Annotated in this window: 17 protein-coding genes and 1 tRNA gene; 10 read left to right on the top strand and 8 right to left on the bottom strand. The window is 40.2% G+C overall.

What is annotated here, in order from left to right:
• Positions 1-151 precede the first annotated feature (151 nt).
• The 4 genes from QXL17_04015 to QXL17_04000 all read right to left on the bottom strand — a co-directional run bounded on the left by QXL17_04015 (position 152) and on the right by QXL17_04000 (position 8,925).
• Positions 152-2,419, bottom strand: coding sequence for a PQQ-binding-like beta-propeller repeat protein (locus QXL17_04015; protein MEM4258301.1), 2,268 nt, complete (start codon positions 2,417-2,419; stop codon positions 152-154).
• Between the two features lie 170 nt (positions 2,420-2,589).
• A complete protein-coding gene (locus tag QXL17_04010; GenBank protein ID MEM4258300.1) occupies positions 2,590-4,911 on the bottom strand; it encodes a PKD domain-containing protein in 2,322 nt (773 codons plus the stop codon).
• 43 nt (positions 4,912-4,954) lie between these two features.
• Entirely contained in the window at positions 4,955-7,051 is a 2,097-nt protein-coding gene (locus QXL17_04005; GenBank protein MEM4258299.1) for a PQQ-binding-like beta-propeller repeat protein, read from the bottom strand.
• A 239-nt stretch (positions 7,052-7,290) separates the two neighbouring features.
• Positions 7,291-8,925 (bottom strand): DUF3466 family protein, encoded by a 1,635-nt coding sequence (locus tag QXL17_04000; GenBank protein MEM4258298.1) that lies wholly within the window; start codon positions 8,923-8,925, stop codon positions 7,291-7,293.
• Between the two features lie 161 nt (positions 8,926-9,086).
• Between QXL17_04000 and QXL17_03995 the strand changes: the two genes are divergently transcribed.
• Both QXL17_03995 and QXL17_03990 read left to right on the top strand, forming a co-directional pair.
• Positions 9,087-10,271 carry an aconitase X catalytic domain-containing protein gene (locus QXL17_03995; protein ID MEM4258297.1) on the top strand — a complete coding sequence of 395 codons (1,185 nt, stop codon included), beginning with the start codon at positions 9,087-9,089 and terminating at the stop codon, positions 10,269-10,271.
• Complete coding sequence (locus tag QXL17_03990) at positions 10,268-10,660, top strand: DUF126 domain-containing protein (protein ID MEM4258296.1); 393 nt, start codon at positions 10,268-10,270, stop codon at positions 10,658-10,660. The genes QXL17_03995 and QXL17_03990 overlap by 4 nt, the downstream gene beginning before the upstream one ends.
• Before the next feature lie 4 nt (positions 10,661-10,664).
• On the opposite strand, the gene QXL17_03985 is transcribed toward QXL17_03990, so the two are convergent.
• On the bottom strand, positions 10,665-11,960 hold the full coding sequence (locus QXL17_03985; GenBank protein MEM4258295.1) for a hypothetical protein: 1,296 nt from the start codon (positions 11,958-11,960) through the stop codon (positions 10,665-10,667).
• A 163-nt stretch (positions 11,961-12,123) separates the two neighbouring features.
• Between QXL17_03985 and QXL17_03980 the strand changes: the two genes are divergently transcribed.
• The 4 genes from QXL17_03980 (at position 12,124) to QXL17_03965 (ending at position 16,306) form a co-directional block, all read left to right on the top strand.
• Positions 12,124-12,648 (top strand): HD domain-containing protein, encoded by a 525-nt coding sequence (locus QXL17_03980; GenBank protein MEM4258294.1) that lies wholly within the window; start codon positions 12,124-12,126, stop codon positions 12,646-12,648.
• Positions 12,645-14,144: a citrate lyase subunit alpha gene (gene citF, locus QXL17_03975; GenBank protein MEM4258293.1), complete on the top strand. Its 1,500-nt coding sequence runs from the start codon at positions 12,645-12,647 to the stop codon at positions 14,142-14,144. The genes QXL17_03980 and citF overlap by 4 nt, the downstream gene beginning before the upstream one ends.
• A complete protein-coding gene (locus QXL17_03970) occupies positions 14,141-14,917 on the top strand; it encodes a citryl-CoA lyase (GenBank protein MEM4258292.1) in 777 nt (258 codons plus the stop codon). Before citF ends, QXL17_03970 begins: the two co-directional genes overlap by 4 nt.
• Positions 14,918-14,986: 69 nt before the next feature.
• Positions 14,987-16,306 (top strand): radical SAM protein, encoded by a 1,320-nt coding sequence (locus QXL17_03965; protein MEM4258291.1) that lies wholly within the window; start codon positions 14,987-14,989, stop codon positions 16,304-16,306.
• A gap of 11 nt (positions 16,307-16,317) precedes the next feature.
• Here QXL17_03965 and QXL17_03960 read toward each other — a convergent pair whose 3' ends face one another.
• Positions 16,318-16,956 (bottom strand): hypothetical protein, encoded by a 639-nt coding sequence (locus QXL17_03960; GenBank protein MEM4258290.1) that lies wholly within the window; start codon positions 16,954-16,956, stop codon positions 16,318-16,320.
• Between the two features lie 134 nt (positions 16,957-17,090).
• Here QXL17_03960 and QXL17_03955 point away from each other — a divergent pair, with 134 nt between their 5' ends.
• The 3 genes from QXL17_03955 to QXL17_03945 are packed head-to-tail and all read left to right on the top strand — an operon-like array spanning position 17,091 to position 20,448.
• Positions 17,091-18,488: a hypothetical protein gene (locus tag QXL17_03955; GenBank protein ID MEM4258289.1), complete on the top strand. Its 1,398-nt coding sequence runs from the start codon at positions 17,091-17,093 to the stop codon at positions 18,486-18,488.
• Between the two features lie 10 nt (positions 18,489-18,498).
• Positions 18,499-19,095: a class I SAM-dependent methyltransferase gene (locus tag QXL17_03950; GenBank protein ID MEM4258288.1), complete on the top strand. Its 597-nt coding sequence runs from the start codon at positions 18,499-18,501 to the stop codon at positions 19,093-19,095.
• Between the two features lie 45 nt (positions 19,096-19,140).
• On the top strand, positions 19,141-20,448 hold the full coding sequence (locus tag QXL17_03945; protein ID MEM4258287.1) for a radical SAM protein: 1,308 nt from the start codon (positions 19,141-19,143) through the stop codon (positions 20,446-20,448).
• Positions 20,449-20,478: 30 nt separating this feature from the next.
• On the opposite strand, the gene QXL17_03940 is transcribed toward QXL17_03945, so the two are convergent.
• The gene (locus QXL17_03940; GenBank protein MEM4258286.1) at positions 20,479-21,021 is read right to left on the bottom strand and encodes a class I SAM-dependent methyltransferase; all 543 of its coding nucleotides are present in this window, start codon (positions 21,019-21,021) and stop codon (positions 20,479-20,481) included.
• A 184-nt stretch (positions 21,022-21,205) separates the two neighbouring features.
• Positions 21,206-21,493, bottom strand: a complete 288-nt coding sequence (locus tag QXL17_03935) for a SemiSWEET family transporter (GenBank protein ID MEM4258285.1) — start codon at positions 21,491-21,493, stop codon at positions 21,206-21,208.
• 100 nt (positions 21,494-21,593) lie between these two features.
• Here QXL17_03935 and QXL17_03930 point away from each other — a divergent pair.
• Positions 21,594-21,667: transfer RNA gene (locus QXL17_03930), tRNA-Pro, on the top strand.
• Positions 21,668-21,923: the final 256 nt, after the last annotated feature.

Here is a 21,923-nt window from a genome sequence, read left to right as displayed (position 1 = left end):
AAAAAACAAAAACCTATCTGTGTTTTTCTTGTTATCATTTTTTTACCTCTTTTTTATATTAATAGTACACATTTTATATTTAATATTCTTCTTGAAAAAAAATCGAACGTTTGGAAAAAATTCGAAAAGATTAGAGAAAGAAGAGATGTTCTTATGGGAGTTCCTTGACATAGATCAGTGGTCCTAAGAGATATCCTGTTGTTTTTATTCGTGTTTCATCGGTGTTTTCTGCTTGTGCAGTAATCGTAATATTGATCGATCCAAAACCAACGATAGGATCATTTAATAGGGTACTTTCTTCTCCAGGTCCAAGAAGTGGAAGTGTCCCTGTTTGTGTTTGACCTTTGAGGATTGTTGCAGAACCACTCAAAATAATTTTCCAAGTTATATTATACGCTGCTGTTTCACCAGTATTACTCAGATCAGCAAATATTTTTTTCAATCCAAACATGGTCAGGAATCCTTGACCAAAGAAACCGCCTCCATGAATATTAGTAATGCTGAGTTCTGCAGGGGCTTTAATCGTGATTGGTTTTATGTCTGACCAGGGGCTTTCTGCACCGTAGGAATCGTTTGCTTTTACCCGGATGTTGTAGGTTCCTTTCTGCTGCCATGCATGCGTTATTTTTACGAGTGTTCCTGGATCAACATACTCAGTCAAAATAAAAGGACTCCCATCACCCCAGTCGCAGATAAATCGAATTTGATGAGTATCTTCATCAGTCGCACTCACGATAAATGTATACGTCGTCTGTGGCAGTCCTTCCTGAGGACCTGTAACAACAGGTTGAGTTGGAGGTGTATTACTAATGATGATTTCGAGAGGATCAGAAAAGTCACTTTCACCAGTATTAATGTCTTGTGCTTTCACCTTTATTTGATAGGTTCCGACGGTTTCATAGGTATGAGAAAGTTCAACAGGAGTCCCAGAAGCATAATATGCTGTCCATTGCAGAGGAGTTCCATCGCCCCAATCCCATGCATATCGTATCATATCTCCATCAGGGTCTGTTGCTACCGTTGAAAATTGATATGAGGCGCCAACTATTCCGGTAGTTGGACCGCTTGGTTGCTGTGGGGTTTGTGGTTTTTTATTCGGTCCAAAGGCAAGCAGCAAAGTATGAAAACCTAGGTAGATGGTGCCATCTGTTCCAATTGCTGGTGATTGGCTCATCGAGGTGTAATTGAAAGAATAATTCCAGAGTTCTTGTCCGTAATTATTTGCATCAAGGCAGATGAGTTTTTTTTCAGCACCAAGTGGTAATATGATTTTTCCTGTTTGAAAAATTGATGGACATCCTTGTACTAAGGGTGCTGTCACTGGAAGTGTTTTCTCCCAAATAAGGATGCCGGTTTCTGCATTTAAGCAGTATAATTTTTTGTCATTTGCTGGAATAAAAACTTGATTTGTAAAAAGCGCTGGGGATGAGACAATCGCTCCACCTGTGGTATATGACCAGATCATATCATATTTTGTTGATGGGATAGGATCAGGATCATTGATACCTTCATCAATATCTAAAGCATCAATGATGCCGTCATTGTTATCATCTGGTGTTGCATCAAAACAATAGATTTTTGAATCTTGCGATGCAATGTACACTCGATCATTACTTATCGCTGGTGAAGAGGTAATTTTGATATTCTCTGTCTGATAACTCCATACTAAATCATAGGTAGCACTCGTAGGATCATCGATTCCTTCATCAATTCCATCAGAAGGATCTGCATCGAAACAGTATACTGTTCCTCCAGCAGCACCGCTACTGCTATATGTACCAAAATATACATAGCCGTTGTAAAGACCAGTGGTTCCAACCCATCCATCTAATGGAGGGGATGTCCAGAGAGTTGCACCTGTGTTTATGTTGAAACACCACAGTTTCTTATCTTTTGAACCCACTAGGAGGTTGTTATTGTAGATTTTGGGTGAATGACCATAAGGAACATCGCCCATCATGCTTGATACCCATAGCCGCTGTCCGGTAGTTGCATCAAAACAATATATTTTTTTATCATATGATCCGACGTAAACCTTGTTATCAGCAATGGTTGGCGTCATATATACTGTTTGATATGTTGTATTCTGCCATAAGAGATTTCCTGTCAATGCATCAATACAGATCAGGGTCTGGCCAGTCCCCTGTACTCCAATATATACTTTATCATCAGTGACTACAGGTGAAGATCCAACCATGATGCCAATCGGATAATTCCAGATGACTCGTGCATTTTCTGCAGTAAAATCAGATGTTTGAGAAAGCCGCGTGTTTGCTGCATCATGCCCAAACATTGGCCACCAATCAGAAAGAGATGTTTGTCTTTTATCATTTGATTCTTGTTGTAATAGGCCGGCACCAAGCACTGTTGAAGATATACAACAAATGCTTACCAATAAGATGATTATTTTATTTCTCATGTTTTCCCCCACAAAAATCTTTTTAATTGTAGATTTTTATGAAATTAATATTTTAACTAGTTTCTTGAAAAAAAATCGAACGTTTGGAAAAAATTCGAAAAAAAAAGAAGAGGTGTAGATTTGACACAAATATCTACACAGGGAGTCGAGGTAGTGTTTTTTCCCAGTTTTTATATTTTAACAAATATAAGGAAAACAGTCGCTGGTTGTTCTTTTGTTGCGCATCCTACATGAAGTGTAATCGTTGTCTTTCCGAATCCGAGAACAAATATCTTTATTGTCTCTTCTGTTTGTGCTGGAAGTGTTGCGATTGTCCCAGATTTTTGTTTTGGAAAGATGAACCCACCGGTGAAATTGATATCCCATGCAACATCTGAAAGTGTTACATCACCAGTGTTCTTGATATTCAAACTAAGTCCAATGCCACCAGTTACTGTGATGGTGATTGGACATTCAGCTTGTGTTACTGTTACTGTTGCTGTGTCGCTTTGTGTTTGTGGCGGGTTTGAGGAATCCGTAACCGTTAAGGTCGCAGTATAGGTTCCCGGAGTGATATAAGTATACTGTGGGTTTTTCTCATTTGATGTCTGGCCGTTCCCAAAATTCCATGAATACGTATAGGGTGCTATACCACCGAAAACATCGCCACCAAAACGTATCGGTGTACCAGTTTCACCAGTGTATGGACCCCGAGCATCAACAGTTAATGGACTTGGTTCTGGGAACTTAATTTTGACAGCACAGTACATGATTTCTCCGCCGAGATTATCTCCAGATCCTTGGACTTTTGATCCAAATGACCAATCAGAGAAATAATACATGGACAGTAACCCCCAGTTATCACCAAGGTCTATTATTTTATCACTGATATAGGGATAGACCGTGATTTGTGAATAGAAGGGATATTCTTGGTTGAAAACATCGGTGAGTGGTATTGGTTCAGACCATGTTTTTCCATTATCACCTGAAACTGAACATGAAATAATTGGACGTTGGAGATACTCTATATATGACATATTACCATCGGAGGCTAGTTTGCTTTTGGTTCCATCAACCCAGACGTGTACCATCCAATTTCTTTCTTGGTTTATCGCTTGTTTCTGGGTGTTTTCATGAAAGATATCCGCCCCCGAGGAGGTTGGATAAGTGCTCCAGGTAATAGTTGGGTAAAGAACGCCGTTTGACCAGGGGACAGTATGTCCTGATAAAGGATCAATTCCTTGGAGTGCTGGTACTTCTCTAAAGGTAAAACTTGCACCATTCCAGATCATTTCTGCCTGTGGGAGAAAATAGGGAAAATAGTAACTACCTTGTGAATCTGAGTAACCATACGATTGCATATAGCTCCAATGAAGGTTACCGTCGATATCATAGACTGCGGTGCTGTGGTATCCAGCTGCAGTTACATCAAGCTCTGTGGGTGCACCTTGGAAACCTGGGTTTTGAACACGGTAGAAATAATCAGTTGGTCCATCTGAGTACAGATGTTGTGGATCCCAGGTTGTACCATAATCATATGATTCCCAGACAAATGCTCCTTCTTCTACCGGCATGTCACCAAGATCTCCTTCAAGATAGGTGGCAACACCAATGAATGCTACGCGTCCTGGATGTGCATAGTCAATAGCAAAAGCTTGGAATGGTCGACATGATTTTGCTCGCCACTCTGAAAACACGGTAACAGTTTGCCAGTTTGAAAGTGAAAGCATGCTTGAAAGATCAACACCATTGGTGTTTGGTACATCAAGATACATGATGCGAACATCTTCACAGGGAAGACCTGATGAGAGTTGCTGAGCGTTATTTGAAACTTGATAGATACGAACATAGCCTGTCCCTTGAGGTGATGGCCCTACTTGTATGATTGGCCAGATGTACTGCATGGATGGTGTTAAGGGAATGTTCAGAGGGTTTTTCCAATGACCCGGTGTATCAGTGGTATCAAAATCATCATAGGTAATTGCAGTAGTATAGTCGGTTTTATGCCAACTTGCGATGGCATTTCCTGTTGCTGGGTGAATATCGATTGTGCCGAATCCTTGTTTTTCATCAAGACCAGTGATAAGACCAGTCTGAGGTGAATAGCTTTCCGGTATATATGAGAAGTATTGTCGTCGATTACCGGTAATTGTGTTTTGCGCTTGGAAAGTGAGATACTGACCATGGCCGTTGAGGGTTTGATAGCGTATTGGATGCGTCAAATATCCCCCAGGCATATAATCATAATATGAAAACTGTAATAATGCTGGCAGTTTGACATAGGCAAAGTCAGGTGCTTGATTAGCTCGTGTTTGTGTTGTTGATGCAAGTGTTGTGGTAAATGATGATACATCAACAGTAAGTGGTTTTTTTATTTGATTATCAGGTTGTTGTATATCTGAAAAAAAAGAAAAATTATCTGTTGTTTTAACGTCTAATGATGCCTCCGTTGTTAGTGGAAGAAACATCATGATTGCAAGACTTATACTGCTGATAATTATTTTTTTGTTCATTTTTTTCACATCCTTTTTAAAAAGTAGAGAAGATGATGGAGGTCTACTGGTTTTTGATTGAAACCCAGAAGAGGAAAATAAATCCATCTGCTTCTTTTTGTATTTCTTCAGTGTTGTCTGCTTTTGCTCGAACTGTTATTGTACAAACACCAAAACCAAAGATTGGTTTGTCAAGAGCAAGTGTCGTGTCTCCTGATGGAAGTGATGTTATGGTTCCTGATGCTTCCTTTCCTTTGAAGATGAAAGCTCCACCACTCAGGGTGATATTCCATTTCACATTTATTGCATCTGCTGGTACATCAATACTATTTTTGATAGGAGCTGAGACTTTGAACAAACCACCGGTTATTTCTCCGATTTCAAGTTCGACATTTTTTATAGTAATCACATGATTGCTGTTTTGACTGGTATAATAGCTATCAGTTGCATTGATGATAACTGTATATGTTCCGGCAATATTCCATTTATGTTTCACGGTTATGCTTTGCCCTGAGTTATACGGGCCAAAGATATCAACTGCGGATCCATCTCCCCAGTTAACCTGATAGGTTACTTGATGATTGTCAGGATCTTGGCTTGCAAAAGTAAAATCATATTCTTTGGTTACCGCTCCTTTGTCAGGTGCAGTTATTGTTGGTGCATGTGGCGCATTATTAATAACTGTGATGGTGAGTGGATCTGACCATGGTGTCGTGAAATACGGGTCACGTGCACGGATTTTTATTTGATATTGTCCTAGGTTCCACCAAGCAAAAGCTGCTTGAGGTGTTGGTAACCATTCACTGTAGATATGGTACCCTCCTGCATGCCAGTCGAATTGATACTGAACAGTATCACCATCTGGGTCAATAACAGGTTGTGATGTATAGGTATATTCTTTGAGGACAACTGGATTGAGTTCACCGGTTGGTGTTACTGGTTTTGGTGGTGCAAAATTGATTCTTCCAAGACATACAATATTCTTTGCACCAGGAGTGGTGACATAGAGGAAACCATCAACAATCGCGGGTGAGGACCAGATTTTTGTTGCAAGTGTTATCTTCCAGAAAAACTCACCGGTCACTGCATCAAAACAAGAAATTGTTCCATCAGGTGCTGCTGCATAGATTTTTCCTGCTGCAATCGCTGGTGCTGAGTAATGGAGAAGCCCCATAACTGATATTGGTTGAACCCAATGTTCAGTAGTTGTTCCATCACCATTACCATTTCCATCAAGACAATACAGATTTCCTTTGGTGCTAAAAAACATATCACCATTGTAGAATGCTGGTGCATGTCGACATCGAGAATCACTAACTAAATATTTCCAGATTAATGCTGTTGATCCACCTGATCCAATGGCATCCACACAATATGCATAATTGTCGTTAGAAAAGAAATAGACTTTAGCATTAGCAATCGTTGGTGAAGATCGAACAGCACCTCCAGTGGTATAATGCCAAATCTTTACTCCAGTCACTGCATCAAGACAATACACTTTTCCATCATTGGACCCAATATAAACCTTATTATCAACAACAGCAGGTGATGAATAAATCTGTCCACCCGTTGTGTAATCCCAGATTTTTGTTGTAGTACCATCACCGTTTCCAGTAGCATTAAGGCAGTAGATTTTATTATCAAATGATCCTATGTAGACTCGATTATTGAATACTGCAGGTGAGGAGTATTGAATAGAGGCACCAGTGGTATACTCCCATATCTTTGTCCCAGTGAGTGCATCAAAACAGTAAACCTTGGCATCATAAGAACCAACGTATACTTTTCCATCAGCTACTGCTGGTGATGACGTAATAAAACCATCGGTTCTAGAGCTCCACACCATTGAACCATCAGCACTGTTTACACAGTAGAGATTTCCATCATTTGATCCGAAATAGACCTTACCATTATACACAGCTGGTGATGAATCAAAATCTGCTGAGGTGTTTATTGGTACAGCCCATTGTGTTAGATTTGTTGGTGCTGTTGCAGAGCCTGATACTCCAAGATTTGCTAAATCATGATGATACATTGGCCACCAATCAGTAAGTGTGGTTTCTGGTTCAATCAATTGATTATATTTTTGTGTTCCTGCTACTGCTATTGTTGTAGCGATTAGTACTAGCCCTAAAAGTAGTGTTGTTATTTTTGTTTTCATCTTATTTTTCCTCCAGGATTTTTATTGTTTCTAAAAATTTTATCTATCAGTACATACCTGGTTTGCTGGAATCTTGTATTATTTTCCCCCTAACAGATAAAATTTTTTTTACCATTATTTTCATCCTATTTTTTGTATAAATATCTTCTTGAAAAAAAATCGAACGTTTGGAAAAAATTCGAAAAAATCATACTATGTTCATTTTCATTGAGCATAAACAATAAGTACTAAGTATTTTTTTAATTATTACAGAGTAATCCAATAAATAGATCAATATCAGCAAAATCAACAAAACCATCCCTATTGCAATCAGCTGCATGCCATCTCCACGATGGATAAAGCATTTGAAAAGTATATTCTGTTGTTCCAATAGCTGCTACAAAGGGATCAATATCATCAAAATTTACTACATCGTCATGATTAACATCCCCTAGTTTATGCGGAATGAGTACACAATAATAAACTGCATCATAAGATGTATAGGTGCCAGTCATCTGCATCTTGTTATTAAGGTAAAACACAGAATAGAGTATTGAAAGACCTGGCACATGTTGTATCTTAATCATTAAATCATTGATGCCTAACATTTGAGGGAGGCCGCTACTATTGGAATACCAAGTATCTGGATGCCCGTCTTGGTTTGTATCAAGTGGAATCAAAAGAAAATAATATAGAGTTCGTACATCATCTCCAACAGTACAGAGACCAATAATTTGACCTTTATTGTTAATATCAAAACCAACACTATCACAGGTTGTTATTGTTCCACTTTCTCGTTGGAGGACTCCTAAATCAATCATGCCGTTTTCTTGATCCCAGAGAAAAGCACTTGATGTTCTAGTATCTGATTGAGTATAGTAAACCTGTGAATAACCAACAATCTGATTTTGATCATTGATTGCATATGCAACCGATACCCCATCAAGAACCCATGAACCAAGATCATGGACACCATTCTGATCCCAATATACTGCCCGGTCATAACAAGATCCATAATCAACAAACGATGAACCGACAATAATTCCAGCATTGTTGATTGAACGTGCCATTGCACAATCTCGGTAAATATTTGAATTAAAAGGATCAAGCCCTAAAGCAGGGAGTTCCTGCATTAAATCATTTTTTCCATCACCATTACTATCTTGATACCAGATATCTGGGTTTCCATCCAAATCAGAATCTATCGGAGAAACCTTAAATGCGAGACTCGCTTGTGTACTACTACCTTTCCAATAGTGTTGTTTTCCTACTATTTCTCCATGATCATTAATATCATAGGCAGTAATTGCCCATGGTATTGATCCATCATAATTAAATCTAATGAAACCAAGATTCTGCATTAAATCATTTTTTCCATCACCATTACTATCTCGATACCAAACATCAGGCATTCCATCATTGTTGGTATCTTCTGGATTAACAACAAAAGCACGTTTATAAAAGGGAGGTATTTGTGATAGTCCAATGATTACTCCTTTATTGTTGATCTGATATGCTTCACTTGTTGAACCACCAAGTGTTCCCAAATCAATGCGAGTTGGATTATCTTGAACAGAATTCCAAAGGCATGCATGATTAGAATACTTTCCAACTACCTGCCCGATATCATTTAATCCGGCAATAAAATCTGCCGACGCAATGTTAACAATTGTATAATCATAAATAGGCAAATGAGAAGGATATGAAAAAGTTTGTGTGATTGATTCTTCATAAAGAATTGAATTTTTTAAATCTTCATCATTATCATAAGATATAGGATGTGTTCTTATTTCAATTGTTTGACCCCAAACAGATGCATTTAAAATAATAAGTAGTAGTGATATTATTAACGATATATGTGTTTTCCTTAAAATTTTAATTTTTCCTCGTCTCATTAGTATCATTAGTATCATTCTATAGTTTAGCAAAATATTTAATAAATAATTTATGAAAAAAATTTCGAACATTTGGAAAAAATTCGAACAATACCTATGTATTAGAAAAACACTAAAATAAACCTATCACATAACTGTACGTACTTAATGAGGGAGTTGTTATGTATCTCACACAAGAAGAGGAAAAAATCCTGAATGGCGAACATGGAGAAGTTGCTGAACGCATGCTTCGTCTTTTAGTTCGTCTTGGAGAAATCTATAATGCTGATAAAATGATTCCAGTTGGATCAGTGCAGGTTGCTGGTGTATCGTATAAATCAATTGAAGAACCAGGAACTGAGTTTTTAGAAGATATCGCTTCGAAAAATGCTAAAGTCAAGGTTCTTACGTTTTTGAATCCCGCAGGTATGGATCTTGAGGATTGGGAAAAGATTGGTTTTCCGAAAGATTTTGCAAAAAATCAACTGAGAATTATTGATGCGTTTAAAAAAATGGGGATTGTGATTACGTCAACCTGTACACCATATCTTGCTGGTAATCTTCCACGGTTTCGTGAGCATATTGCGTGGTCTGAATCATCAGCTGTTTCTTTTTCTAACTCAGTGATTGGTGCTCGGACGAACCGCGAGGGAGGACCGTCGGCTCTTGCTGCTGCGCTGGTTGGCCGGACTCCAAATTATGGTTTTCATCTTTGGGAAGAACGCCAACCTCATATGAAAATCAAGGTTGATACGGCGCTTGAATTTTGTTCAGATTTTGGTGCGCTTGGGTATCACGTCGGTAAACTTGTGAAAAATAAGATACCGTTTTTTACCGGAATAAAAGATGCTGATACTGATCAGCTTAAAGCATTGGGTGCTGCTATGGCTGCATCAGGTGCTGTTGCGCTGTATCATGTTGAAGGTTTGACTCCTGAGGCAGATCTTGTTGAAACCAAAGGTCTTGAAACAGTATCAGTTGGAAAAAAAGAGCTCGATGAAACTTATGCGAAACTGTCAACGGGAACACAGCCAGATATCGTGATTCTTGGCTGTCCACATGCATCACTTCGAGAAATCGGGATGCTTGCCGAAAAGGTAAAAGGGAAACGTTTAAAGAAACCGGTGTGGATTTGTACATCTCGGATGATGAAGGAAGCTGCTGATCGCATGGGATACACCCAGATGATAGAAACAGCAGGTGGACGTATCGTTGCCGACACCTGCATGGTCGTATCACCAATTGAAGAGATGGGATTCACCACAACCGGTGTTGACTCAGGAAAAGCAGCAAATTATCTGCCTGGTTTTTGTAAACAACAAGTCGTCTTTGCTCGTATAAACAAACTGCTTGAGGTGATACAATGAACGGACGGATGATTTCACCAGGAAACGTCAAAGGAACTGCATTGGTATCACGAGAGCCAGTTGGTTTCTATGGGTGTATCAACATCAAAACCGGGGTTGTAATTGAAAAAGGTCATCCTTTAGAAGGAAAATGCGTAAAAGATAGAATTCTCGTGTTTCCCTGCGGCAAAGGATCAACCGTTGGCTCCTATGTGATTTATGGATTGCAGAAGAACGGTGTTGCTCCAAAAGCGATTATCAATAAAGAAACAGAAACCATCGTCGCAACTGGGGTGATTCTTGCGGGCATCCCCTGTGTTGATAAGATTGATATTGATCAGATTCATGATGGTGACCATGTTTTGGTTGATGCTGATCATGGAGTTGTCGAGATACTAAAGAAACACTGATGTTTTACAATAAGGCACGCATACTCCAAGATGTTCCTATTCCTGTCAGTTGTATCTGATGATCACCTGCTGTATCAGACCAGGATAACATACCTTGTATACGGCACGATCCGGTTTTCATACCGACATACGTTGGAAATTTCCAGACCGTGTCAATTGATGTAGTAGTTGATATGTCTATAGAAAGATGGATGTTTGATCCAAAGAGTAACGATTGACTGACGAAATAGAGTGGGTTGATGCTTGGTTTTCCAATGATTGTGAAATCAGCAGGCATTTTAACCAGTGGGAAGATTTTTTCTTCATATCGAGTAATCGTGAAATCAATATTTTTCAGTTCCGTAATCGTTTGTCCATTGTCGGTAGTCAGTAACAGGCTACCGAAGGGATTGAGTCGAGTGGTTTTACTGGTAATGACCTGAGGTGCTGGATAATAGTTGGTAAGGTAGAGTTGCCATCCGTTATCCATGGCTATGGTGAACCAGTCCCAACCGTTGATGAATCCTCGTGTGACTGCGTTCGGCGTCCAGGCGTGCTCATGATGACCGATACCTGCAACCGAGTATTTCTTTTCATCTATGATGACGGTTCCAGAAACCGTACAGCCAAGATACACGTAGCTTGCGATTTTACTTTCTGATTTATCAAACGCCCGACTTCCGAGTGTCCAAACAGGTAACGATGGTGCATGGTAATCGAGATCAATAACAATCTCATGATCTTGATCGATATCTCGATCCTCCACATGAACGTGCCAGCTGGGGTATTGCCCTTCTGCCCATGATTTTTCAAATTCGATATTGACACCTGGTGCTGTTGCAATCAGCGTTCCTGTATTGATGATTCCTGCATATCGTTTTTTGTTGATCATTCCGCCATAGTTCTCACCTGTTGGACTGTGGAGCGAAACGACAAGGAGGTCTGGTTTGTTCGTTCCGAGAAGGTCACCGTAGGCGAGATGGTTGAAACTGATGTGGAGTACCCAGTCCTTAAGTTCACTTCTTTCTGAGGTGAAGACAGCACCATAGTACCACCATTCTCGTTCAATTCGAATTTCATCATAGTGAACACCTTCGTCGGTTGGCGATACATCACGCCTTGTTGCTGTGATAATCGATGTTGGTGGCAGCGGCAGTTCTTCTTGAGAGAGATTTGTTTGAGTATCTGGAAGAGAAGGAACCTCGTGTGGAGGAGAAGGAACAATCGGTTCAATATACCCTGCTTTATAGAAAAAAAGACCTGATATGATAATCAGGGTTGCCACGATAAGGGCATCTATTTTTTGTAATCGAAGGTTCATTCTCCACCAGATACTGATTTTTATATACTGTGTCTTATTATTATGTATAAATAGTTTTCCGTACAGTTCTTATCGAGAATTTTACGTACCACCATAACACATATAACCGAGCGGAAGTATTACGAAAAAAAACATGAATAGTACCTTTCGGAGGACATTAAAGATGATACAGAAGAAAGATATCGAAGCATGTTTTCCTGAACTCCAATGGATTCATGATAAAAAACTCCGGGAAAAAGTTGTCGAAACCTGGCAAAAAGCTGCTGAAAAAGGCCGATGGCATCACATAGATCAGATTCCGTTTACGCTTCTTTTTGAAAACTCAGGACTTCTTGTTGATCATACAAAACGGATGACCCAGCTGGTATGGGCTGCAGCACAGACCAGAAGTGAACCTTTGAACAAAGATGTTCTCGTCGCCGGTGCATTACTTCATGATGTAGGAAAATTGTTAGAATATGAACTCAAAAACGGGAAGATTGTGAAAAGTTCGCTCGCTGAAAAAATGCGTCATCCAGCATCAGGGGCACAACTTGCTCAAGAATGCGGATTGCCTGAGAGCGTTGTTCATATTATTGCTGCTCATTCCCATGAAGGAGACACCATGAATCGAACGCCTGAGGCAATCATTGTCCACCATTGTGATTTCATTGATTTTGATATTAAAAAAAGGTTGATGACCGCATGACCAAGAAAAACGCCGTTGGCCGGATCATCCCAGTTACTATCCAGGGTCAACAACTCAAGCCATTTACCGGTGCACAGAAATATCGCTTTGAATCAAAACTTGTATCAACTCTATCGGCTGCGTTGAAAAAATGTGGTGTAAAGGATGGTTGTACCCTTTCATTTCATCATCAACTCCGCAATGGAGACTTTGTAGTCAATCAGACCCTTGAAGCTGTTCGAGAGTTACATGTTAAAAACATTCGACTTGCGCAAACCGCGATGTTTGACGTCCACAATCCAGTCATTGACTATATCAAAGAAGGAATCGTCACTCGGATCGAAGGAAGTTTGAATGGTGCTGTTGGAGATTATGTTTCAAAAAACCCATTACCATCACCAGTTATTCTCCGTTCACACGGCGGTCGATGGGCTGCAGTAAAAACCGGTGAATTGACTATTGACATTGCAGTGATTGCAGCATCAGCTGCTGACGAACAAGGGAACTGCACAGGAATGATTGGAAAAAGTGCATTTGGTCCGATTTCATATTCACAAATTGATGCACAGCATGCAAAAAAAGTAATTGTTGTGACCGATACTCTTGTTGAGTATCCTTGTCCATATCAAGAAATCCAAGAACGAGATGTTGACTGTGTAGTACAGATTGACCGTATTGGTGATCCTGAAAAAATTATCTCTGGTTCACTGAAGATTACTGATGAGCCTGACAAGCTGAAAACAGCTCGTGACTGCATTGACTTGATGGATGCTGCAGGATTGATTAAAAATGGTATGATTTTTCAAGCAGGCGCTGGTGGTACTTCACTTGCCGCGTTGAAATATCTCGGTGAGCGACTCGAGGAAAAAAACGTGGTTGCTGCCTGTGCAACCGGTGGTTTAACAAAATATATTATTGATATTTATAAAAAAGGATTAGTTAAGAATATTTATTACTCACAGGTTTTTGACACCGAGTCAATCAAATTCATTCAAGAACAACCTGGTCTTCCTGCTGATATTGGTCATTATGCTGATCCAACGTCAAAAGGACGAACCGTTGATGGACTTGATTCGGTGATTCTTGGGGCAACTGAAGTTGATGTTGCTTTTAATGTGAATGTGAACACCCATAGCGATGGTCGATTACTGCATGGTATTGGTGGTCATCAGGATACTGCTGCAGGAGCACATCTCACGATTATTACAACTCCGATTTATAGAAAAACAAATCCGATCATCAGAGAAAGCGTGACAACCGTTTCAACACCCGGAATGGTAGTTGATGCGGTGGTGACGAACGATGGTATTGCATTAAATCCTCAACGGAGAGATTTACTGTCGCAAGTGAAAAAAACACTTGACCTTGTGACTATCGAAGATTTAAAAGAGAAGGCATATGCTGTAACCGGAAAACCATCTGAGTTAAAATACGGAAAAGAATTAGTTGGAATTGTGAAATGGTTCGACGGAACAGTTCTTGATGTCATTTATAAGGTTGAAGAGATGAAAAAATGACGAAATGGAAAACAAGCATTACGAAGATTGAGCCGAATCATATTGTGACAAAAGGGTATCGCCAAGAAGATCTTATTGGAACAGTTCCGTTCGCGCATGTTGTCTATCTATTATTAAAAGATGCACTTCCTACACCAGAACAGGGTATGATGATGGATGCGATCCTTACTGCATGTGTTGATCATGGGGTTACACCACCATCGTCGATTGCTGCACGAACAGTTGCTTCAGGAGGTGTTCCGTTGCCAACCGCGGTTGCTGCAGGGGTTCTGTCGATTGGTGATGCTCACGGTGGCGCAATTGAAAAAGCAGCATTGCTTCTCCAGAATGGTGTTGCTCAAAAGAACAATGAAAACAAAACGATTCCTGAAATAGCATGCAGTATTGTTCAGAAATCAGTTCAGGAGAAGAAACGCATCCCTGGTTTTGGTCATCGGATTCATACTGCTGATCCTCGAACAAAAAAACTATTCATACTTGCAGAGCAGAACGGTATCGCAGCTGATCACGTCCATCTTGCACAGGCAATTGAATCTGAACTAGAAAAAACCACAGGTAAACAACTACCGATTAATGTTGATGGAGCAATAGCTGCAATTATTTCTGATATGGGCTTTGATTGGCGTCTTGGAAAAGCATTTTTTGTCCTCGGTAGAGTGGCAGGATTGGTTGCGCAGGTGTATGAGGAGCAGACTATGGAGAAACCGATGCGTGAGATGTTTACCATTGACTATGACTATGTTGGTCCGTCTGAACGAAAACTCCCACGATAGATGACCTGATGAATTGAATGATACAACTCAAAAAGATGAGATGAAACTATTAGTTCGAGAATGTAGGATATGAAGATTGTCTTGGTCTTTCCCCGGATTGAACACGGTGTTGCAACCTATAAAGATCGTGGCTCATGGAGTTCGATTCTTTTTGGATATCCGATTATTACGCTGCCGCATCTTGCTGCATTAACCCCAAAAAACCACACGGTTTCTATTGTTGATGAAAATTATGAACCAGTTGATTTCAGCATTGATGCTGATCTTGTTGGTATCACCAGCTACACGATGACCGCACCGCGGGCGTATCAGCTTGCAGATGAGTTCCGCAGTCATGGAAAAAAAGTAGTTCTCGGAGGATATCATCCAACGGCGCTTCCTGATGAGGCAGCAGTACATGCAGATAGTGTGGTTCTAGGTGAAGCAGAAGGAGTATGGGTTGATGTTCTTGCTGATGCAGAACAAGGTAAACTCAAACCGCGGTATGGTCCAAAACCTGATTTTGATATGGCTGCTGTTCCAGGGATTCGCCGTGATCTTATAAAACATAATCCGATTCTTGGTGCTGTTCAGACAACACGAGGATGCCCAAATCAATGTGAGTTTTGCGCGATTGCAAGTTTCTGCAAACATGGCGTAAAACAACGTCCGGTTCAAAATGTGGTTGATGAGATCCGTGCTATGCCGAATCGATTCTTCATTATCCATGACCCTAGTCTTACCGTGAACCCGAAATACGCTCGTGAATTGTTTCAGGAGATGATCCGTCAGAAAATCAACAAGTCATGGGTTGCTAATGGGAATGCTAACGTGCTTGGTAAAATTGATGAGGATTTTTTAAATCTTGCAAGACGAGCTGGTTGTGCTGAGTGGTTTGTTGGGTTTGAATCAGTCAGTCAAGCAGCACTGAATGGTATTAAAAAAACAGTGAATACGGTTGAGGATTTTAAAAAGATGATTAAACGGGTTCATGATCATGGCATGACGGTACAGGGAGGCATTATCTTTGGTTTCGATCAAGATACCCCTGATATTTTTGATGCGACGCTTGAAAAGATGTATGAATGGGAGCTGGATGTCGTTGAAGTCAATATTCTTACACCCTATCCTGGGACACCGTTGTTTGAACGTCTCGAACGGGAGGGTCGTATTTTGACGAAGGATTGGTCACAGTATAATCAGGTTGATGTTGTGTTTCAGCCGAAACAGATGACGGTTGATGAACTGTATAGTGGTGCACGACATGTTGCTCGTCAGTTTTATGCAGTTGATAAGATTCTTCCAAGGATGGTTCGCAGTATGTTAATCACAAAAAGGATTGCCGGGTTGATGCCTGCGATGACAAATCTGTCATTTCGACGATATTACAAACGAGATTTTGCATGGTGAACAACAGTAGTTTAAATGAAAAAGTAGATGATGAGAAAGATCAAACCGGTTTTGGTGATGAGAATACTTCTATTTTTTACTTTGATGCTCCAGTTGTAATCATCAAGTCGGTAGAAAAGCAGCCAGCCGTACTGTGAGAAAAATGAAAACAATGCAATCATGAGGATTTTCAACCACGATACTATCGGCAGTTCTAAGGAGGCTGTTTGTACATAAAACGAACCAAGGACGAGAAACATCGCGCCGAACGCCATTTGTGATTCATGATGGATAAGCCCTTCGGCATACATACTGACGATAAAACCGATAATTGCAAAAACCATCACCGGCCAACCACGCTGCCAGGTAAGATACAAGGCAATGAATAAGAGAACAACTGCTGAAACAACCAGAATGATTTTTAAACTTCGTCGTGAAACGGTCTGCCGTTCTTCGATTTTCATATGGATCAGATCATGAACTGCATGAGATAATAACCAATGTGCGATAAAACCGCCAAGCATACAGAGTACTACACCTTCAACATAGAGTGTTTGTACTGCTCCGATGTTAACTGCAATGAGTGCACCTAATAGAGGAAAGAGCGCGCCGGTTATAACACAGGTTAGGATTGTAAATGGCCCGAACATTCCTTTGTTTTCAAATTTCATATGACGTTTTCACCTCTTCATAACTCATGATCTATTATATTTCTGATGAATGTTATAACGAATCACGAGAGGTATTGAAATGTGTATCGTTGAAGTGCCATACATTTAAGAAGCTTACTGTATTTCGAACATGCATGAATCCTTTGCTTAATCCCTTGTTTCTTGGTAGACTTGCAAAAAGCTATCTGTTTGATGTTAACCGAGTCTGGCGTTGCACTCCTGCTGAACTACAACGCTATCAGGATAAAATGCTCCGCCAGGTTGTCCGCTTTGCCTATACGGTTCCGTTGTACCATGAAAAATACCGACAAGCAGGTATCCATCCCCAGGATATCCGCGGTGTTAATGACATCCACAAACTCCCCTTAGTATCGAAAAAAGATTTCCGGGGAAAAACTGCAGAAGTGTTACTTCCAAAAGGTGCTGATCCAAAAAACTATTCAATGGTTTGTACCTCAGGATCTACGGGTAAACCGGTTACGCTTTATAGTGATCCGTATACCGTTTTTCATACGTTTATTGGTTTTATCAGAATTCTCCGCGAACATGATATCAGCTGGAGGAAAGATCGTCTTGCATTGATTGCTGATTTATCGCCAGACAGTGCAGAATATGCGTATTTTTCGCGAACGGCGATGCCGAATTTGAAACTGTTTTTTTCATTAGAAAACATGAAAGTATTTCACGTGAGTGATAATCACGAACAGATGATCAAACAACTCGAGGCGTTTCAACCTGACTTCATTGGTGGGTATCCAGGGAATCTTAAAATTCTTGCGATTTTAAAACGGAAAGGAATGGCTGAAAACCTCAGACCGCGGGCTCTAGCAACATCAGGTGCTGTCGTCGATGAATACACCCGTGAATACCTAGAAAAAACCTTTGGTGCAAAACTCTTCGACATGTATGGTGCAACAGAATGCAGCCCGATTGCCTTTCAATGCAAACAAGGCCACTACCATGTCAACACTGATTTTGCATATCTCGAATTTCTCGACCCGAAAGAAAAAGAAGCGCGTTCAGGAGACGGTGGAAATATTGTTGTCACGCGGTTATTTGGTCGGGGGACGCCAATTATCAGATACACCGGTCTAAGTGATTTTATTATTCCCTCAAATCAATCTACGACCTGCGAGATTAAAACCATGATTGTAGAGGGGATTGGTGGTCGACAGGTTGAAGCGATTATACTGCCCAGTGGAGAGATGATTCCCCCGTTTTCCATAACCGGCATTCCTCATAAAGTGATGCATCAGTTCAATACCGATAAAATCCAGCAATTCCAGATTGTCCAACACAGCGTTCATGATGTTGAAATTCTTGTGGTAATTGATGACCAGCAACGAGGTATTGGCCCAAAACTTGACGATATCTATGCTGAGTTAAAAAAACAATTTGAACAGAAATTTGGAGCTGGTGTTTCAGTAACCATTCGCGAGGTTGATGCTATACTGAATGTCCGTCCGGGAACAATAACACCGCCGCCGATTGTTATTTCTAAGGTACATCGTTCACAACAAGTATCAATGTGAAAAAAAAGAAATGGGATGTGTGTTGGTGAAACAAGCAGACAGTAAAACCTTGAAACGATTCATGGATCGTCTGATCCGATGGCTAGAAAAATTTCTTTCCCGCCATCGCATTCTTGCCCAGCTGTATTTTGTTTTCTTTAAAAAAATGACGCTGGATGAATTTGCTATGATCCAGCTACCAGCAGGTGCATCTGTAGTACATATCGGGTGTGGTTCTTTTCCGCATACAAGTATGTTGCTTGCACAGACACGTGGTTGGAACATCACAGGTATTGATCGAGACAGGCATGCAGTTGAACATGCACAACACATCATCAATGATCATCGGCTCTCAGATACAATACGTATTGTTGTTGGAGATGGAAAAGATTTTGATGTCTCCTCGTTTGATTTCATTATTGTTTCGCATGGAATTGAGCCGAAAAAAGAGGTGTTGGAACATCTCAGCAACCAGATGAAAAAAGATGCTTGTATCCTCTTTCGGACAACCTGGGATCGTCTCCATGGTCTCTATGGTACAGAGCAGATCCCAAATAGTCTTGAGATTAAAGCATCGTACGATCGTATCGATGGGATTAAATCCTATCTTTTGATTCGGCGAAACTAATAAATAAATCCTGTAATTACTGACTGTTTGTTTTGGCGACGTGCTATGAATATTCTTCTTATCAACGCAAACATGTATCATCGACATTCATGGACTAGTCAACTTTTATATAAACTCAATTCAAATCCGATTCTTGTCTTGCAGCAACTCGCTGCGGCAACACCTCAAAATCATCGTGTTCGACTCATTGACGATCGATATGATAATCCTCTGATCAATGATCCAGTTGATCTCGTTGGGATATCAACGGTAACACCAAGCTCATTCCGAGCATACGAAATCGCAGAATTTTATCGAAAAAAAGGAATCCCTGTAGTTCTCGGTGGTATCCATCCATCTGCACTTCCTGAAGAGGCAAAGCAGCATGCCGATGCAGTGGTCATAGGGGAGGCTGAATCAACCTGGCCACAGGTGATCGCTGATGTTGAAAAAGGAAAGTTACAACCGTTTTATCGTGCTGAGCAGCCAGTGCCACCTGAACTAATTCCACAACCTCGACGTGACCTACTCAGATTGGAACCATTGTTTTCAGCGGTTGCACCATCTCGGGGGTGCCCATACTATTGTTCATTCTGTACGCTTACCCATCTTCATGGGAATACGTATCGTGCCCGCCCCATTGAACATATTGTTGATGAAATCAAGAATACGCCTCGGAAATTTCTCGTTTTTCTCCATGATGCATCACTTACCATTAACCGTGAGTATGCAAAAGCATTGTTGAAAGCAATGATTCCGTTGAAACGAAAATTTATCGCGTATGGCAGTGCACCGGTGCTTGCCCAGGACGATGAGCTGTTGAAACTCTCCTACGATGCGGGCTGTGTGATTTGGTGTGTTGGTTTTGAATCAATTTGTCAAGATTCGCTCAAGCAGGATGCTCATAAAGGATACAGTGTGGAAAACTATGAGAAAATGGTGAAAAAGATCCATGCGAATCATATGAGTGTTTTTGGTTCTTTTGTGTTTGGTTTTGATCATGATACGCCTGCTATTTTTGATGCGACGTTGCAGAAAGCATTTGATTTTGGTTTGGATGCCGCTGAATTTAATATTTTAACACCATTTCCTATAACACGATTATTTAAAAAACTCGACAGCGAAGGTCGTATTCTCACCAGAGATTGGACCTTGTATGATCTCCATCATGTTGTGTTTCAGCCAAAACTGATGACCGCTGATGAGTTGTATCAGGGTGCTGCATCGGTATCAAACCGTTTTTATGCCCCTGATAAAACCCTTGCACGTATTGCAAATGTGACGTTTAAAACACGAAAATTTCCTAATATCCTGGTAGTGAGTGCAATGAATGTTATTATGGCTCGTTTCCATCTTGAATTTACCTTATTTTGAAAATATAAAGAATGAAAAAAGTATGATCTTTTATTTTTTCTTCAGATGTAATGAGTTCCAGACGATAGGCCCGAATACTGATAGTTTAAAATGATGAATTCTGCCACACAGTTCGAGATTTGGATTTTTTTTAATGAGATTAAGTATGCTGTCTAATGCAGAGCCAAGTTCTCGTACAATAATACTTGTTCCAGGGGATACCCGGGAGAAAATGTTGTTGAGAACATCTATTTTTGGCGACGAACAGCTGGATACGATGATAACATCGAATCCGGTAAGTGCATAATCAAGTCCGTTTCCATTTGTTATAACAATTCGATGGTCAAGATTTTTTTTCTTAAGAAGGTTTCTTGCATGGTGAACAGCGTTTGTGTCTTTGTCAATACCAACGATATCTAAGTCTGTTGTCTGTGCAAGGATAATTTCAGTGAGAGGATATGCACCACATCCAATATGAAGAATTTTTGTATGATCTGACAGATGAAATACGGTACATTCACGAGCATATTCGGCACCGATGATGCGTTCATAAATTTCATCGATTTTTCGGTTCTGATAGGCAAGAGTATCCATAATTTTCCAGAATACATTCGCGGTGATTCTGTTGAAAAAAATAACACCACGTTCAAAAGAATTTATGTACTGTGTTTGAGACGAAATATGTCTTGAGGATGGTGACATAGAAATTCCCTGATATCAGTTCCTCTATTCATACCTGTTTATTTTTCGTAGATAGGGTAATAGACAAGGCAGTACTTTATATATTTTTCTTACAGATTTTTTTCGCAGAATAATATTTTTTCAAAAGTAAAAGTAAACAGTTACACCCGATACCAAAGCTATTGGCATAGATAATCGGGGGCTGTAAAAGAAGAAATCCATAAATCAGCCAAAGAGTCATACCAATACAGAGAACAAACGGCATATAGTACGAGACGTCATCAAGTTTTTTTGTTCGAAAACCACGTATAATCTGAGGTATGAAACCAACAGAAGTAATAATTCCTGCACTAAAACCAAGCAAAGCGACAAAATCTATATCCATTATGGAGCCTTGATTCAATAAATTATATTAAATCTTTGCTCATGTCTTTCTGGTATACATAAGTATTTCAATACCTTGTGAATGTCAGTGAGCACGCTTTGGGCCCGTGGGGTAGTTTGGCTATCCTTCCACCTTGGGGTGGTGGTGACTTGCGTTCAAATCGCAACGGGCCCACTGAGTTTTTGTTCTAGATGTAAAATATTTTCAATAGAAGGAGTCATGTGTTTTAGAACAAAAAGCGCACGTGGTGTTGATAGGAATAATCCTTTTTTGAGAAAGATATCATATGAATCTGCAAGTTTAGGCTTCATCCCGAAATAGATAATTAAGGAAGAAACATTCATTTTTTCATTGGATGGGACGCGCAAAGAAAAGGATTAATCCAACAGTTGCGAACCATGTGAACCGCAATTTCACCGCCGATTTCAGC

The sequence above is a fragment of the Candidatus Thermoplasmatota archaeon genome (assembly GCA_038884455.1).
In the GTDB taxonomy this organism is placed as follows: Archaea; Thermoplasmatota; E2; order DHVEG-1; family DHVEG-1; genus JAWABU01.
Note: the sequence above shows the minus strand (reverse complement) of the source record. Positions and strands in the feature narration are given on the sequence as shown.

Coding starts and splice junctions, on each gene's coding strand:
- QXL17_04010 (MEM4258300.1), bottom strand. CDS start 4,911: ATGAACAAAAAAATAATTATCAGCAGTATAAGTCTTGCAATCATGATG.
- QXL17_03985 (MEM4258295.1), bottom strand. CDS start 11,960: ATGAACCTTCGATTACAAAAAATAGATGCCCTTATCGTGGCAACCCTG.
- QXL17_03995 (MEM4258297.1), top strand. CDS start 9,087: ATGTATCTCACACAAGAAGAGGAAAAAATCCTGAATGGCGAACATGGA.
- QXL17_03990 (MEM4258296.1), top strand. CDS start 10,268: ATGAACGGACGGATGATTTCACCAGGAAACGTCAAAGGAACTGCATTG.
- QXL17_03970 (MEM4258292.1), top strand. CDS start 14,141: ATGACGAAATGGAAAACAAGCATTACGAAGATTGAGCCGAATCATATT.
- QXL17_04000 (MEM4258298.1), bottom strand. CDS start 8,925: ATGAGACGAGGAAAAATTAAAATTTTAAGGAAAACACATATATCGTTA.
- QXL17_04015 (MEM4258301.1), bottom strand. CDS start 2,419: ATGAGAAATAAAATAATCATCTTATTGGTAAGCATTTGTTGTATATCT.
- QXL17_03960 (MEM4258290.1), bottom strand. CDS start 16,956: ATGAAATTTGAAAACAAAGGAATGTTCGGGCCATTTACAATCCTAACC.
- QXL17_03940 (MEM4258286.1), bottom strand. CDS start 21,021: ATGGATACTCTTGCCTATCAGAACCGAAAAATCGATGAAATTTATGAA.
- QXL17_03955 (MEM4258289.1), top strand. CDS start 17,091: ATGAATCCTTTGCTTAATCCCTTGTTTCTTGGTAGACTTGCAAAAAGC.
- QXL17_03980 (MEM4258294.1), top strand. CDS start 12,124: ATGATACAGAAGAAAGATATCGAAGCATGTTTTCCTGAACTCCAATGG.
- QXL17_03965 (MEM4258291.1), top strand. CDS start 14,987: ATGAAGATTGTCTTGGTCTTTCCCCGGATTGAACACGGTGTTGCAACC.
- citF (MEM4258293.1), top strand. CDS start 12,645: ATGACCAAGAAAAACGCCGTTGGCCGGATCATCCCAGTTACTATCCAG.
- QXL17_04005 (MEM4258299.1), bottom strand. CDS start 7,051: ATGAAAACAAAAATAACAACACTACTTTTAGGGCTAGTACTAATCGCT.
- QXL17_03945 (MEM4258287.1), top strand. CDS start 19,141: ATGAATATTCTTCTTATCAACGCAAACATGTATCATCGACATTCATGG.
- QXL17_03935 (MEM4258285.1), bottom strand. CDS start 21,493: ATGGATATAGATTTTGTCGCTTTGCTTGGTTTTAGTGCAGGAATTATT.
- QXL17_03950 (MEM4258288.1), top strand. CDS start 18,499: ATGGGATGTGTGTTGGTGAAACAAGCAGACAGTAAAACCTTGAAACGA.